Annotated in this window: 13 protein-coding genes; 2 read left to right on the top strand and 11 right to left on the bottom strand. The window is 75.2% G+C overall.

All coding sequences use genetic code 11. From position 1 onward, the window contains the following. Positions 1-40: 40 nt before the first annotated feature. The 3 genes from CLV72_RS01065 to CLV72_RS31565 are packed head-to-tail and all read right to left on the bottom strand — an operon-like array spanning position 41 to position 2,152. Positions 41-331 (bottom strand): DUF6458 family protein, encoded by a 291-nt coding sequence (locus CLV72_RS01065; protein WP_106237671.1) that lies wholly within the window; start codon positions 329-331, stop codon positions 41-43. A 49-nt stretch (positions 332-380) separates the two neighbouring features. Then, positions 381-1,184, bottom strand: a complete 804-nt coding sequence (locus CLV72_RS01060; RefSeq protein WP_170140835.1) for an SDR family oxidoreductase — start codon at positions 1,182-1,184, stop codon at positions 381-383. Then, a complete protein-coding gene (locus tag CLV72_RS31565) occupies positions 1,181-2,152 on the bottom strand; it encodes an alpha/beta hydrolase family protein (protein ID WP_146159308.1) in 972 nt (323 codons plus the stop codon). The genes CLV72_RS01060 and CLV72_RS31565 overlap by 4 nt, the downstream gene beginning before the upstream one ends. A gap of 215 nt (positions 2,153-2,367) precedes the next feature. Between CLV72_RS31565 and CLV72_RS01050 the strand changes: the two genes are divergently transcribed. Further along, positions 2,368-3,084, top strand: a complete 717-nt coding sequence (locus CLV72_RS01050; RefSeq protein ID WP_281262382.1) for a TetR/AcrR family transcriptional regulator — start codon at positions 2,368-2,370, stop codon at positions 3,082-3,084. Here the strand turns inward: CLV72_RS01050 and CLV72_RS01045 are convergent. From CLV72_RS01045 to CLV72_RS01030, 4 genes are all read right to left on the bottom strand, one after another. Beyond that, positions 2,970-4,283 (bottom strand): beta-ketoacyl-[acyl-carrier-protein] synthase family protein, encoded by a 1,314-nt coding sequence (locus CLV72_RS01045; RefSeq protein ID WP_106237657.1) that lies wholly within the window; start codon positions 4,281-4,283, stop codon positions 2,970-2,972. The genes CLV72_RS01050 and CLV72_RS01045 overlap by 115 nt on opposite strands. Beyond that, positions 4,280-5,527, bottom strand: a complete 1,248-nt coding sequence (locus tag CLV72_RS01040) for a beta-ketoacyl-[acyl-carrier-protein] synthase family protein (protein ID WP_106237654.1) — start codon at positions 5,525-5,527, stop codon at positions 4,280-4,282. Before CLV72_RS01040 ends, CLV72_RS01045 begins: the two co-directional genes overlap by 4 nt. After that, positions 5,524-5,826: an acyl carrier protein gene (locus tag CLV72_RS01035; protein WP_106237650.1), complete on the bottom strand. Its 303-nt coding sequence runs from the start codon at positions 5,824-5,826 to the stop codon at positions 5,524-5,526. Before CLV72_RS01035 ends, CLV72_RS01040 begins: the two co-directional genes overlap by 4 nt. A 126-nt stretch (positions 5,827-5,952) precedes the next feature. Next, positions 5,953-6,930, bottom strand: coding sequence for an ACP S-malonyltransferase (locus CLV72_RS01030; RefSeq protein ID WP_106237646.1), 978 nt, complete (start codon positions 6,928-6,930; stop codon positions 5,953-5,955). A 232-nt stretch (positions 6,931-7,162) separates the two neighbouring features. Between CLV72_RS01030 and CLV72_RS01025 the strand changes: the two genes are divergently transcribed. Continuing rightward, the gene (locus CLV72_RS01025) at positions 7,163-7,858 is read left to right on the top strand and encodes a tetratricopeptide repeat protein (protein WP_106237643.1); all 696 of its coding nucleotides are present in this window, start codon (positions 7,163-7,165) and stop codon (positions 7,856-7,858) included. Positions 7,859-8,175: 317 nt separating this feature from the next. On the opposite strand, the gene CLV72_RS01020 is transcribed toward CLV72_RS01025, so the two are convergent. The 4 genes from CLV72_RS01020 to CLV72_RS01005 all read right to left on the bottom strand — a co-directional run bounded on the left by CLV72_RS01020 (position 8,176) and on the right by CLV72_RS01005 (position 13,702). Next, a complete protein-coding gene (locus tag CLV72_RS01020; RefSeq protein WP_106237639.1) occupies positions 8,176-10,455 on the bottom strand; it encodes a hypothetical protein in 2,280 nt (759 codons plus the stop codon). 297 nt (positions 10,456-10,752) lie between these two features. Continuing rightward, positions 10,753-11,469, bottom strand: a complete 717-nt coding sequence (locus CLV72_RS01015) for an FHA domain-containing protein (protein ID WP_106237635.1) — start codon at positions 11,467-11,469, stop codon at positions 10,753-10,755. A gap of 204 nt (positions 11,470-11,673) precedes the next feature. Next, positions 11,674-13,020: a glycoside hydrolase family 6 protein gene (locus tag CLV72_RS01010; RefSeq protein ID WP_106237631.1), complete on the bottom strand. Its 1,347-nt coding sequence runs from the start codon at positions 13,018-13,020 to the stop codon at positions 11,674-11,676. Positions 13,021-13,234: 214 nt separating this feature from the next. Then, on the bottom strand, positions 13,235-13,702 hold the full coding sequence (locus tag CLV72_RS01005) for an SRPBCC family protein (RefSeq protein ID WP_106237627.1): 468 nt from the start codon (positions 13,700-13,702) through the stop codon (positions 13,235-13,237). Between the last annotated feature and the right edge of the window lies 1 nt (position 13,703).

Here is a 13,703-nt window from a genome sequence, read left to right as displayed (position 1 = left end):
CCAGGGGACCGGATGGGCGGCGGGGCGCGGGGTCCGTGCGTCAGGGAGGGGGCGGGTCCTCGCGGCGGATCACGGTCTCCTCGACCTCGCGGGCCGAGGCGGTCGCCGGTCCCTCGCGGCGGCTGATGCGCTGCTCGGCGGACTCGGCGGCGAGTCCGGCCGCGCGGCGCCTGGGCCGCCACCACAGGAAGGTCAGCAGCAGGCCGGCCAGACCCACCAGCATGACGATCCAGCCGATCATGTTCAGATTCATTCCTGATATGTCATAGTTCGTCGCGAACGCCAGCACGGCGCCCACGCCGATGAGCACCAAGCTGCCTCCGATACCCATGGAAGCCGCTCCTCTCGGGTCGGAATTGGCACACTTGCGCCCTGCCCCTCTAACCGACCTCAAAACGGCCGCCCGCAAGGGCTCCCAGCGCCCCCGCGCCCACGCTGAGCCCCCCGTCGGCGAGCACCGTCTGGCCGGTGATCCAGCCCGCCGAGGGCGAGGCCAGGAAGAGCACCAGGTCAGCGAGGTCGGCGGCGGTGCCGAGCCGGCCGAGCGGGGTGCTCGCCACCGCCGCCTCGGCCAGCTCCTCGGCGCGCGGGAACATCCGGATCGCATCGCTCTCCAGCGGCCCCGCCGACGCCGCGTTCACCCGGATCCCGCGCGGCCCGTACTCCAGCGCGAGGTAGCGGGTCAGCGCCTCCACCGCCGCCTTGGAGACGCCGATGGCCGCGTAGTCGCGCAGCGGGCGGCTGGCCCCCGACGACGACAGGGTGACGATCGCCCCTCCCGAGGGCATCAGCGGCGCGGCCCGGCGGGCGCACCACAGCGCCCCGCGCAGATTGGTGTCGACGGCCCGGGCCCAGTCCTTCTCCGACAGCTCCGCCAGCGGACGGAAGGCGCCCGACGCCGCATTGCACACCAGCACGTCCAGCCGGCCGTGGGCCGCCTCGACCCGGTCGAAGAGGCGGTCGACGCCCTCGCGCCTGGCCACCGAGGCCCGCACGGCCTCGGCGCTGCCGCCGCGCTCGGTGATCGCGGCGAGGGTGTCCTCGGCGGCGGCGCGGTCGCGGAAGTAGTTGACGACGACGTGCGCCCCGGCCGCGGCGAAGCGCTGGGCCAGGGTCCGGCCCACGCCCCGCCCGCCGCCGGTGACGCAGACCACCGCGCCGGTGAAGTCGAAGGGCACGGTCACCGCCCTCCGGTCTCGTCGGGCACGGTCCGCCACCAGTGGTCCAGTTCCGCCTCGGCCGCCTTCAGCGCCTCCAGGCCGCACCGGTCGGATCCGGTGCGGGCCGCGGGCCGCCACGGCTGGCCGAAGGCGGCGCGGTAGCCCTCGACCAGCATGCCGAGCGCCGCGTCACGGTGCCGGCCGGCGAAGTGGTGGCCGGCGTCGGGCACCACCCGCAGGTCGGCGTTGGGCAGCGCGAAGGCGCTGCGCGCGTCGCCGGTGCGCACATAGGGGTCGCGCCCGCCGTGCACGTTGACGAAGCGGGTGCCCGCGGCGGCGGCCAGGTCGCGGCGGGCCGACTCCAGGGTGACCCAGTCGCCGTGCAGCAGGGTGCGCACACCGCCGGCCCGCACCTCATGGCCGAGCAGCGAGACGGTGCCGCGCACCTCGGGCGCGTCCGGCGCGCAGTAGCGGCCGACCAGGTCGGTGCCGTGGATGGCGTGCAGGGTGGCGCGCAGGTCCACCACGCAGCACAGGGTGCCGACCGCGGCGAACAGGCCGGGCGCCTGCGCGGCGGCGCGCAGCGAGGCCCGCGCCGAGACGCTGCACCCGTACACCGCCACCTCGCACGGCGCCCAGCGCTCGGCCGCCCAGCGGCCGACGTCCACGATGTCGTCGGCCAGCCGCGCGGGGGTGAAGTCGAGCATCGGCCCCTCACTGCGGCCGACGGAGTTCGTCGGGTCGAAGCGCACCACCGTGTACCCGGCGGCCAGCAGGTACAGCGCCGGGCTGAGGGTGCGGCGCATCGGCTCGCCGAGGCCGGCCACGGCCAGGACGACCAGTTCCGGCGGGCCGGCCGCGAGCGGCCGGTGCACCGCGCCGCGGATCACCGCTCCGGCGCGGTTGCGCAGTTCGACGGGTTCGGTGGCGGACCCGTACGGGCCGGCCGGCCGAGGGCCGCCGAGGGTCGGCGGCATCATGCCCAGGACCATGGGTTCGGGCTCCTTTCAAAAGGACCGTGGTTCTTTGACACATATTTCGGCAGACTCGGAGTCGGATTCCGACTTTCGACCTAAGCTACGAACCCGACAACCCGACAACCCGACGGCAGGTCTCCGACGGCCGGCCGAACTGCCAATGGAGATTCAAAATTCATCGTTTCGACTTTGAGGGCCGCGACGCACAGGCCGGACCAGCGGCCGCACCTGTGAGAAGCCGCCGTGAGGAGTACCGTGAAAGCACCCGAAACGCCATCATCACGGCCGCGTTGCGATTGTTTTCCGAACGCGGCTACGCCCACACCTCATTGAGCGAGATCGCGACCGCCGCCCGCATTTCGAAAGGTGCCATCTACCACCATTTCGCGAACAAGCGGACGGTCTTCGAGGCCGTGCTGGCGCGCACCTTCCGCAACTTCACCGAGCAGGTGGAGAGCCGCGCCGGCGGCGGCGCGGAGGTGCGGCTGGAGGTGTGGCTGGAGTCCTACCTGGTCGCCTCTGCCGACCCGGTGTTCAGCCGGCTGGCGCTCCAGGAGGGGGTGACCGCGCTCGGCTGGCAGCGCTGGCGGGTGCTGGTGCGCGAGCGGCTGGCCGGGTACGCCGCCCACCTGCTGCGCGGCGCGGTCCGCCGCGCGCCCGGCGAGCCCGCGCCGGTCGACCCTGACCTGACCGTGAGCACTCTGGTGGGAGCGCTCCAAGAGCTGTCGCTGGCCATCGTCGACAGCCCCGACCCCGACCGGGCCACCGACGACGCCCGCCGACTGGTCGGCGGGCTGCTCACCTCGCTGCGGCTGGTGCCGCGGCCGCGCTGTCAGCACGACGACAGGCCCGCCGCGCCGGCGCCGGCCACCGGGCCGAGCACCAGGCAGGCGTTGTGCCCGCCCAGCCCGAAGGAGTTCGACAGCACCGGCCGGGCGCCGAGCTGACGCGGCCGCTCCACCACCACGTCCAGGGAGGTGCCCGGGTCGCCCTCGGAGAAGTTGGCGCTGGGCGGCACGCTCCCGCGGGCCACGGTGAGCGCGGCGACCACGGCCTCGGCGGCGCCGGCGCCGCCCATCAGGTGGCCGAACACGCTCTTGGGCGCGGTCACCGGCGGGGTGCGCTCGCCGAACACCAGGTGCAGGGCGCGCGCCTCCATGGCGTCGTTGGCGGGGGTGGAGGTGCCGTGCGCGTTCACACTTCCGACGTCGGCGGGGGTCATCCCGGCGTCGGCCATGGCGCGCCGCATGCACTGCGCGGCGCGGCTGCCGTCGGGCAGCGGCGCGGTGATGTGGTGGGCGTCGTTGTTGTGCGCGTAGCCCAGCACCTCGCCGTAGACGCGGGCGCCGCGGGCCAGGGCCAGGTCCAGCCGCTCCAGCACCAGGAAGGCGGCGCCCTCGCCCATCACGTAGCCGTCCCTGGTCCGGTCGAAGGGCCGTGAGGCGGTGGACGGCTCCTCATTGCGGCGGCTCAGCGCGCCGAGCTTGCAGAACGCGGCCATGCTCAGCAGGGTCACCCCGTTGTCGCAGCCGCCGGCCAGCACGGTGTCGGCCTCGCCGCAGCGGATGAGCCGGGCCGCCTCGCCGACGGCGGTGGTGCCGGAGGCGCAGGCCGCGGCCACCGCGAGCGCGGGGCCGTTCCAGCCCAGCTCCATCGCGATCAGCGCGCTGGCGGAGTTGGGGATGATCATCGGCACCAGCAGCGGGCTGACCTTCCCCATCCCCTCGGGGCTCGCGGACAGCACCGACTGCTCGTAGAAGGTCTGGTGGCCGCCCATGCCCACCCCGCACACCACCGCGCACCGGTCGGCGCTGCCGGGCACCTCGCCCGCGTCGCCCAGCGCGTCCAGGGCGGCGGCGACGGCGTACTGCGCGAAGCGGTCCATCCGGCGGGCCGCCTTGGCGCCGACGTAGCGGATGGGGTCGAAGCCGGGCAGCTCGCAGGCGATCCGGCTGCTCAGCCGCGCGGGGTCGAAGCGGGTCACCGTCCGGGCCACCGAGCGCCCCGACCAGGCCGTCTCGGCGAAGGTGTCCAGGTCGCAGCCTGCCGGGGTCTGCACGCCCAGGCCGGTGACCACCACCCGGTGCCGGCCGCGTGCGTCCGTGGCGGCGGGAGCGGAGCCGCGCTCCGCGGCGGTCGCGGTCATGCCCGCACCGCCCCGAAGACGAGCGCGGCGTTGTGCCCGCCGAAGCCGAAGGAGTTCGACAGCACCGGGCCGCCGCGGATCGGCCGCGGCGCCCCGCGCACCAGGTCGAGTTCGACGGCGGGGTCGGGCCGGTCCAGGTTGGCGATCGGCGGGGCGATCCCGTCGCGCAGGCTGAGCAGCGCCGCCACCGCCTCCACCGCGCCGCTGGCGCCCAGCAGGTGCCCGGTGACGCCCTTGGGGGCCGTCACCGGGACGCGCCCGGGCCCGAAGACCTCGCCGAGTACCCGGGCCTCGGCCAGGTCTCCGCGCCGGGTGCTGGTGGCGTGCGCGTTGACGTGCGCGATGTCGGCGGCGTCCAGGCCCGCGTCGGCGAGCGCCTGCTCCACGCAGACGCGCGCCCCCGCCCCGGACGGGTCCGGCGCGGTGAGGTGGTAGCCGTCGCTGCTGCGCCCGTAGCCGAGCACTTCGCCGTAGCGGCGGGCGCCGCGCTCGACCGCGTGGTCGAGCCGCTCCAGCAGCACGAAGCCGGCGCCCTCGCCCATCACGAAGCCGTCGCGGTGGGCGTCGAAGGGGCGGGAGGCCCGGACGGGGTCGTCGCCGCGCTCTGAGAGCGCGCCGAGGCGGCAGAAGGCGGCGACGGTGACCGGGGTGATCGCCGCCTCGGTGCCCCCGGCCAGCACCACGTCCGCCGCGCCCTCGCGGATCAGCCGCGCGCCCTCGCCGAGGGCGTGCGCGCCCGAGGCGCAGGCGGTGGAGATCGCCAGGCTGGGCCCGCGGACCCGGTGCCGCATGCTGACGACCGCGGCGGTGGCGTTGGCCATCACCATCGGCACGTGCAGCGGCCCGGGGCGGGGGCGTACCCCGCCGTCGGGGCCGGGGGCGGCCTCGAATGCCTCCTCGAAGGAGGAGACGCCGCCGTGCCCGGTGCCGGCCACCACCCCCCACCGCTCCGGCGCCGCGTCGATCGGGCCGGCGTCGGCCAGCGCCGCCGCGGCAGCGGCGGCGCCGAGGCGGGTGGCCCGGTCCAGCCGCTTGGCCTCCCTGGCGGTGAAGTGCTCGACGGCGTCGAAGCCGCCGACCTGCGCCGCGAAGCGCACCGGCAGCCACGAGGGGTCGAAGCCGGCGATCGGCCCCACGCTCGGGGCCGCGGTACACAGCGCGTGCCAGAACTCCTTGGCGCCGCGGCCGACCGGGGTGATGAGGCCGACCCCGGTGACCGCGACGCGATGGCGGTCGGAGGTCATGCCGATACCTTCCGGCCAGGCGCGCGCAGGACGATGTCCATCAGGTCGGCCACGGTGTCCACACTGCGTACGTCCTCCTCGGACAGGACCACGCCGTGGTCCTCCAGCGCCATGCTCAGCTCGGCGAAGTCCAGGCTGTCGGCGCCCAGGCCGTCGCGGAGCGAGACCTCGGGCGTGACCTCCTCGGGCCGCACGGTGAGGATCGAGACGCATATCTCGCGCAGGATGCCGAAGGTCGCCTCCCGCTCCGCCTCGGTCGCGGTGGACTCCTGCTGGGTGACGGCTGCCTTGTGCTTCATGTGCTTTCGTCCTTGTTCTCGTGTGTCGTGGTCGCGGCCTCCGCGGCGCGCGCCGCGGAGGTCGATCGGTGAACGGCGCGGGACGGGCGTCCCGCGGGGGTGCTGCCGCCGGGGCGGCGGAGCGCCTCAGCGCACCGCGAGCGCGGCCGGCGGCGCCTCGGCCGCCCGGGACAGCAGGGTGGCGAGCACGTCCACCGCCATCGGCCCGTCCACGCCGCGGGGGCGCAGCTCGGGCACGGTGCGCCGGGCGATGCCGGCGAGGGTGGTTCCGTGGCCCACCTCGACGAGGGAGCGCGCGCCCAGCTCGGTGAAGCGGAGCTGCGACTCCCGCCAGCGGACCGGCCGGACCAGGTGTGCGGCCAGCTCGGCCCGCCACGGATGCGTGCCGGTCACCAGCGCCGCGTCGGCGTTGGAGACCAGCGGGCGGCGCGGCGGGTGGAAGGTGATGCCGCGCAGCCCCTCGGCGAAGGCGCGGGCGGCCGTCGCCATCAGCGGGCTGTGGAAGGCGCCGGGTACCGCGAGCGGGACCAGCTTCCTGGCGCCGCGCTCGACGGCGGCCCGGCCGGCCGCCGCCAGGCCGGCCGGGGTGCCGGCCAGCACCTGCTGCCCGGGGGCGTTGTCATTGGCCACCCAGCAGCGGCCCGACGCCAGGGCGCAGCACTCGTCCACGGCGGCGGCGTCCAGGCCGAGCACGGCGAGCATGCCGCCGGCCACCCGGCGGCAGGCGTCGTCGGTGAGCGCTCCGCGCAGTGCGATCAGCCGGATCGCGTCGTCCGGGGCGATGACCCCGGCCGCGGTGAGCGCCGTCAGCTGGCCCAGGGAGTGCCCGGCCAGCAGCTTGGGCTGGCCGAGGCGCTCGGTGAGCGCCGTCCAGGCCATCATGCCGGTGAGGAACACCGTCAGCTGGATGTCGGCGGTGTTGGCGGGGGTCTCGGCCGGGTCGAGGAGGTAGGGTGCCAGCGGCCGCCCGAGAACCCGTTCGGCGCGGTCCACGATCGCCCAGGCGGGATGGCCGCGCCACGGCCGTCCCATGCCCGGGGCCTGCGAGCCCTGGCCGGGAAACACCACGACCGAGTCCGCAAGCCCCGCCCTCTCGTCGGCCATGTGCTACCCCCACCTGTCCCGGTCCGCGCTCTGTAATCGTTTCGCTACGCAGCGTAACAGACCTTGGGTATGTTTGTGACCACACGTACACGGTGCGTGATCATGAAACTGATCTTGTCGGTCCGGCGCGGACGGCGGGCGGCGCCGCGCGGGTCCCGCCCCGACCTGTGAGAAGGATCCGAGCCGCCGATTCCTCCCGCACCGGACGCCGAAGCGCGGCCATACTGGGACGGTGAGCGACATCCTGCGGCGACTCGCCGAACACGGCTGCGCCCGGCTGGCCGCCCACCGGTTCCCGGCCGCGCGGGCCGGCGACGCGCGGGCGATGCTCGACCTGGCCGAAGCGCTCGCGGGGGCCGGCCGCACCCCCGAGGCCGAGTACTGGTACCGCTGCGCCGCCGAGGCGGGCGCGGCCGGCGCCGCCTTCCCGCTCGGCGGGCTGCTCTACGCCGACGGCCGCACCGCCCAGGCCGAGCGCTGGTGGCGGCGGGCCGCCGAAGGCGGCGACGCCGACGCCGCGTTCAGCCTCGGCGCGCTGCTGACCGAGCTGGGCCGCCCGGCCGAGGCCGAGCCCTGGCACCGCCGCGCCGCCGAGGCCGGCGACCCGGACGCGATGTACAACCTCGCCCTCGCCCTGCGCGCCGACGGGCGCGACGACGAGGCCGCGCCCCTGCTGCGCGAGGCCGCCGCCCTGGGCCACTGCCCGGCGATGACGGGCCTCGCGGCGCTGCTCGCCGAGGGCGGCGACACCGCCGCGGCCCGCCGCTGGCTGCGCCGCGCGGCCCGCGGAGGCGAGCCCGACGCCCGCGCCGACCTGCGCCTGCTGCGCGGCCGCCCGCCGCTGGCGGCCGCCGCCGAGCGGCTGGCGCGGGCCGCCGCCGGGCTGCTCGCCGCCCTCCCGGCGCTCCGGCCGGCCGTACACCGCTGAGCCCGCACCACCGGGCCCGGCCGCGACGACCGGCAACCGGCAGAACGTGCTGTACCGGTGCGCGGCCGGGCGACCTCCTCGGCGAGGACGCCACCTGCCTGCTGCGCGCCGACGGCAGCGAGATCCGCTGCCGCTGCCTCGCCGACACCGATGGCTCGGGCGTCGGCACCCGGTACGGCGGCCAGGCCGGCACGGCGCCGCCCGTGTCCGTGCCCGACGAGATCTCCGAGCTCAGCGACGAGGAGCTGCTCGACCTCCAGCGCCGGCTCAGCGACGAACTGGCCAGGCGGCTGGAGGACGACGAGGACTGAGCCGGCTCAGGCCAGTGCCGCCCGGCGGGCGCGGTAGCCCTCCAGGGCGCGCCGGCGGTGGGCCGCCCAGGCCGAGGCGCCGTCGGACCCGGCGCCGTCGCGCTCGCCGACGTAGCGCTCGATCAGGTCGAGCAGCTGGTCCAGCCGCTCGGGGCCGACCACGTCCTCGCGGATCGGCTCGGCCAGGGTGCCGGCCGCCCGCGCCTCCAGCAGGGCGAGGTGCCCCAGGGCCAGCGACTCGGCCGCGATGACCACCCCGATGGAGACGGCGCCGTCGGAGCGGACGCTCTGCAGGGTCTGCGGGTCGGACTCCACCTGCACCAGCAGGTCGTGCAGGGCGGTCAGCTCGTCCTTGAGGTCGGCGGCGCCCCGCTCGGCCAGCAGTGCGGCGAGGGCCACCCCGGCCCTGATCGCGACCTGCGCCGACAGCCGCCAGCCGATGTACCACTCGGCCTCCTGGTAGTACGTCCACCGCTCCGGCAGCACCTTCTCGCGGAACAGCCGCAGCGCGGCCCGCAGGTCGTTCTCGGAGTCGGTCAGCGCGGCCAGGAAGCCGGCGTAGTTGTGCCGGTAGTAGTCGAGCCGCTGGTCGTCGTGGCTGAAGGAGGCCAGCTCGGCGTTGAAGTGGTCCCAGCGCTCGCGCAGCAGCGCGCTCAGCTCCTCGGCCGGCGGCAGCGCCGGGTCGGGCGCGGTGCGCTGCATGACGTGCACCGCGTTGACGGCGATCGCGATCCGGCTGAGCAGGTCGAGCCCGGTGCCGACGTCCATCGCCCCGGCGCGCACCAGCTCCAGCACCCGCTCGTCGGTGGCGCGCAGGGTGCGCACCTCCTCGGCCAGCTCGCCGGTCTTGCCGGCGCGGTCCTGGCCGAAGCGGATCACCCCGATCGCGGCGTGCGCGGTGATCTCGGCGCGCACGGGGTCGTCCTCGGGCAGCAGCTTCTCGGCGAGGTCGCGCAGGCGCAGCGCGTAGGCGGCGGTGGCCGGCAGCTCGGCGGCGGCCACACCCTGGTGCACGTCGAGCAGGCGGCGCAGGTCGCGGTCCTGCTGCACGTAGCGCGCGGCCATGTAGAGCGCGGCCAGCACGGTCTGCCTGGTCTGCACCCGCATCCGCTCCAGCTCGGCGGTGGCGGGCAGCTTGGGCAGCAGCCGGGGCGCGAAGCGCGCCGCCAGCCGGGCCGCCTCCTCGGCGTCGCCGTCGCTCACCTGGCGGCGCAGCTCCTGGTCGAGCAGCGGCTGGGCCTGGCGCAGGTAGTCGTTGATGAAGCGCAGCGAGGTGACGAAGACCTCGAGCCGGCGGCGGCCCGGGGCGTGCTCGTGCACCCGCAGCAGGCCGAGCCGGGAGTCGGCCCGGCCCAGGCGCAGGATGGTGCGGATCAGCAGGCCCGCGAGGGTGCGGCGGCTCAGCGCGGGGTCGGGCTGGTTGCCGTCGTGCCGGCCCGCCTCGGTCTGCGGCCCGGCGGTGGGGTGCACGAACTGGAGGTCCAGCTCCTCGATCGTGTCGTCGACCACCTCGAAGGTGGCGGGCTGCATGGTGTCCTTGGCGGCGGCGCCGCCGCGCTGCCGGCCCCTGCCCCTGCGGTTCGCGGCCGGGGCGGTGACGCCGCTCAGCTCGCACCGGGCCAGCGGCAGCTCACCGATGCCGCCGATGTCGAAGGGGGTGGCGGTGAGGGCGTGCTGCACCTCGCGCGCCTGGGAGGCGGCGACGAACAGGGCGGGCTGCGCGCGGTAGGCGAAGAGCAGCAGCGCGGCGTGCGCCGCCACCTGCACCTCGGAGTCCAGGGCCGCGCCCGACTCGGTCTTGCGCAGATAGTGCAGGGCGACCCCGATGTCCTCGGTGATCTTGCTGAACAGCACATTGGCCCCGGACAGCACCACGGCCGCCTTGGTGTCGGGCCCGTACTTGTTCAGGGTGGCGTTGGCGATCTCCAGCCGCAGCTGGCCGTCGGCGTGCACGCCCCGGCCGACCACCTGGCCCTGCTCGGAGGTGGGGTCGCCGAGCACCGACAGGCCGTCCTGGGTGTGCTCGGCGAACGGGGAGGGGTCGGTGCCGTCCGTCGCCTCGACGAAGCGCTGCCGCGCCTGCTCCTCCTCCTTGGACAGCCGGGGGGCGCCGCGGGCGATCTCGTTCAGGGTGATCTGGGCGAAGTCGCTCACCCAGGTCATGCCGTGCGGCGAGCCCTCCCAGTCGACGCCGAACAGGGGGGCGACCTTGCGGGCGATCCGGGCCGGCACGATCTCCGAGCGGCGCTCCGGTATCTCCGGAACCTCCACACGCAGGTAGGACATCGCGCGCTCCCTTCACCCCGATTAGACCCGCGAGGGCCGGTGCGAACCGGCCGGACTTCCGCCTCCGACAACACGGCCCGCTTCAGCGGTAAACCTAACCACCATATGAAGCGTCGGCGCTACCTGATCGCACATATCAGTTAACTTCGGACAGCCGTGCGTTATCGAGCAGAGCCGAACGAGCCCTGTCGTACCCCTCAGGTGGCGACGAAACTAGCCGGGTAGGTTTCTCAGGCCGACGAAGGCGACGGCACACCCGACTAGCTGGGCAATCACCGTCCGTCGCGGGCCGCGGACTCAGCCGAAGCGGCCGCCGTCACCGCGCCGGCCGCCGTCGAAGGGGCCCTCGGGCAGCCCCGGACCGGCTCCCCCGCCCGGGGGTCCGCCCACCACCACGGCGCTGAGATCCGCGGCGAAGCGCACGATGTCGCCCGCGTTCAACTCCCGCGGGATGCCCGCCGCCAGCCGCCGCCCGTTCACGAAGGTGCCGTTGGAGGAGTCCATATCGCTGACCCACAGCCGGGCGCCGTCGCGCCACACCACCGCGTGCTGGCGCGAGACGTTGTCGTAGCGGTCCAGCTCCCTGACCAGCGCGCGGTCGGCCGATTCCCGGCCGATGCGCACCGGCTCGCGGTCGACCACCAGCATCCCCCACGGGAACTGGAGCCCCGAGCGCCCCGGAGGCGCGCTCGGCGCCGCGTGCGGCGCCGGTTCGGGCGTGAGCCGCGAGACCGGGCTGCCGCAGTACGGGCAGACGTCACCGCTGCCGATGTAGGCCGCGCCGCAGTCGGGGTCGGAGCAGAGCATGTGGCCGGTCCCGGCCGCGACCGGCTCCGGCGGCCGCCCGGCCGGCTCCGCCGCGCGCAGCGGCCGCACCGGGTAGGCGACGGTGGCGTTCGCCCCGCGCGCCGCCCACGGCTCGGCCGGCGGCACATCAGGCCGCAGCACCTGGAAGTCGCGCCGGCACACCGGAGTGCCCACGGGATAGCGGGCCCCGCAGGCCGGACAGATCATCCCCACTTCCTTGCCTCGCTCCCGTAGCGGGTTCGGCGCGCTCGGGTCGTCGGCCCGGCGGCGAGCGCGCGCCTCACAGACCACTCAACGACCGCACACGACGACATTAGCGGCGCACCGCAAGTTCCCGCCTCCCTCGGGGGGAGGGCACGGCGGCGCCCGGGCCCCCCGCGAGGAGGGCCCGGGCGCCGGGACGGGCGGCCGCTAGCCGGCCTGGCAGCTCAGGTCGGTCGCCTGGGCGCTGCCGCCCGAGCGGCTGGCCTGGAAGCCGAAGCTGACGCTCGACCCTCCGGGGACGACGGAGTTCCAGGTCACCGGGCGGGCGGTGACGGTGGTGCCGCTCTGCGCGACCTCGGCGTTCCACGCGCTGGCGACCCGCTGGCCGCTGGGCATGGTCCAGCTGACCGTCCAGCCGTCGATGGGCGCGGTGCCGGTGTTGGTCACCGTCACATTGGCGGTGAACCCGCCGCCCCACTCACTGGCGACGGCGTAGGAGGCCGTGCAGCCCGCCGACGGCGGGTCGGTGGGATCCGGCGGGTCGGTGGGGTCGGGGCCGGGGTCGGGCGCGGCCATCGCCATGTCGTAGGCGAGCTGCGGGATGAACTGCCCGGCCGCGCCGGCGCAGCCGTCGGCCTCGCCCGGCAGCTTGACCCACAGGAAGGCGTCGATCGCGGCATTGCCGGTCTGGGTGGTGCTGGGCGTGCCGATCGCCCGCCCGGCGGGGTCGCACCACTCCGAGCCGGCCGGGCCGTTGCCGTTGCGGCTGGTGTCGATGACCGCGCGCAGCGAGGGCACGCCCGTCGCCGCGATGACGGCCTGCGCGTAGGCGATCTCGTCGGCGGTCCTGCGGTAGTTGGAGACGTTGGTGGAGATGCCGTGCGCGCTGTCGGCGATGTCGGCGCCGTTGAGCAGCGCCGCCATCTCACCGGGCTCCATCCACGCGGAGTGCGCGGCGTCGAAGTAGACCCGCGCCTGCGGGGAGCCGGCCCGCAGCGCCTGACCGGCGTGGGCCATGGACGCCATCACCTCGGCCTGCTGGCCGGAGTCCATGCAGTTGCCCATCAGCGCGAGCACGTCGGGTTCCAGGATGATCGTGGCCGGGCGGCCCTCCAGGCCCGCCGCGACCTCGTTCACCCAGGAGCGGTAGGCGCTGTGGCTGGGCGCGCCGCCGGTGCTGGCACCGCTGCAGTCGCGGTTGGGGATGTTGTAGACGACCATGATCGGGATCTGCCCGGCCGCCTGGGCCGCGCCGACCAGGGCGTCGACCTGGCCGCGCACCTGGGTGGGGTTGTAGCTGGTGAACCAGGTGCCCTGCGCGACGGAGGCGATCCGGTCGCGGATCACCGGCGTGCGGCTGTCGTTGGGGTTCTGCGCCACCCAGCGGGCGGAGCTCATCTCGGGGTTGACGTAGAAGGTGTCGTCGGCGGCGGCCGTTGTGTCGGCGGCGGCAGGGGCCGGGCCGAGGAGTCCGGCGCCGGCGGCCAAGGCCGCCACCGCCGTGGCGAGGGCGGCGCCGGCGGCGAAGGCGGCGCGCACGGGTCTGCGGGGCATGGCTGGCTCCTCAAGAGACGGTCGCGGTAAGGACCCCCGTGGAGCGGGGAGCGCATCCGCCGTGACCACCCTGTGGGAGCGCTCCCACACCCATCCGGAGGTTAAACCGGACCGACACGGGCTGTAAAGGGGCGGCGACATTCCCGAAACTTTCCCTTCACACGCGGGCCCGGTGCCGGTCGCGGCCGACCGGTACCGGGCCCGCGCCGGGACGTCACTGCTCCCGCAGCAGCTCGTCCAGCTTGTCGAAGCCGTCGTTCACGCCGCTCTCCATGCCCGACGCCGCCATGCCGTCGCGGTCCTCGACGCTCTGGAAGACCGAGACCCCGGTGTAGCGGGTGCGGCCGTCGACCTCCTCGAAGGTGGCCGTCTCCAGGCAGACGTGGCCGGGCATGCCCTCGAACTCGAAGGTCTGCACGATGCGCTCGTTGGGCACCACGTCGTGGAAGACGCCGCGGAAGCCGAACTCGCCCTGCTCGCCGCGGCTGACGTAGCGCCAGGTGCCGCCGGACTCGGCCTCCCAGCGGTCCAGCACGGTGTCGTACCCGCTGGGCCCGTTCCACCGCTTGAACAGCTCGGGGTCGGTGAAGGCGCGGAAGACCCGCTCCTTGGGGGCGTCGAAGACGCGGGTGATCACGATGTCGTGCCGGCCCGGCTCGATGGTGATCTCCGTGGCAGCCATG

Source organism: Allonocardiopsis opalescens (assembly GCF_003002095.1).
Classification (GTDB): Bacteria; Actinomycetota; Actinomycetes; order Streptosporangiales; family Streptosporangiaceae; genus Allonocardiopsis; species Allonocardiopsis opalescens.
Note: the sequence above shows the minus strand (reverse complement) of the source record. Positions and strands in the feature narration are given on the sequence as shown.

What these genes read in the sequence shown, in the direction of transcription:
- CLV72_RS01065 (WP_106237671.1), bottom strand. Translation starts at nt 331, where the DNA reads ATGGGTATCGGAGGCAGCTTGGTGCTCATCGGCGTGGGCGCCGTGCTG.
- CLV72_RS31565 (WP_146159308.1), bottom strand. Translation starts at nt 2,152, where the DNA reads ATGGTCCTGGGCATGATGCCGCCGACCCTCGGCGGCCCTCGGCCGGCC.
- CLV72_RS01045 (WP_106237657.1), bottom strand. Translation starts at nt 4,283, where the DNA reads ATGACCGCGACCGCCGCGGAGCGCGGCTCCGCTCCCGCCGCCACGGAC.
- CLV72_RS01040 (WP_106237654.1), bottom strand. Translation starts at nt 5,527, where the DNA reads ATGACCTCCGACCGCCATCGCGTCGCGGTCACCGGGGTCGGCCTCATC.
- CLV72_RS01035 (WP_106237650.1), bottom strand. Translation starts at nt 5,826, where the DNA reads ATGAAGCACAAGGCAGCCGTCACCCAGCAGGAGTCCACCGCGACCGAG.
- CLV72_RS01030 (WP_106237646.1), bottom strand. Translation starts at nt 6,930, where the DNA reads ATGGCCGACGAGAGGGCGGGGCTTGCGGACTCGGTCGTGGTGTTTCCC.
- CLV72_RS01020 (WP_106237639.1), bottom strand. Translation starts at nt 10,455, where the DNA reads ATGTCCTACCTGCGTGTGGAGGTTCCGGAGATACCGGAGCGCCGCTCG.
- CLV72_RS01015 (WP_106237635.1), bottom strand. Translation starts at nt 11,469, where the DNA reads ATGATCTGTCCGGCCTGCGGGGCCCGCTATCCCGTGGGCACTCCGGTG.
- CLV72_RS01010 (WP_106237631.1), bottom strand. Translation starts at nt 13,020, where the DNA reads ATGCCCCGCAGACCCGTGCGCGCCGCCTTCGCCGCCGGCGCCGCCCTC.
- CLV72_RS01005 (WP_106237627.1), bottom strand. Translation starts at nt 13,702, where the DNA reads ATGGCTGCCACGGAGATCACCATCGAGCCGGGCCGGCACGACATCGTG.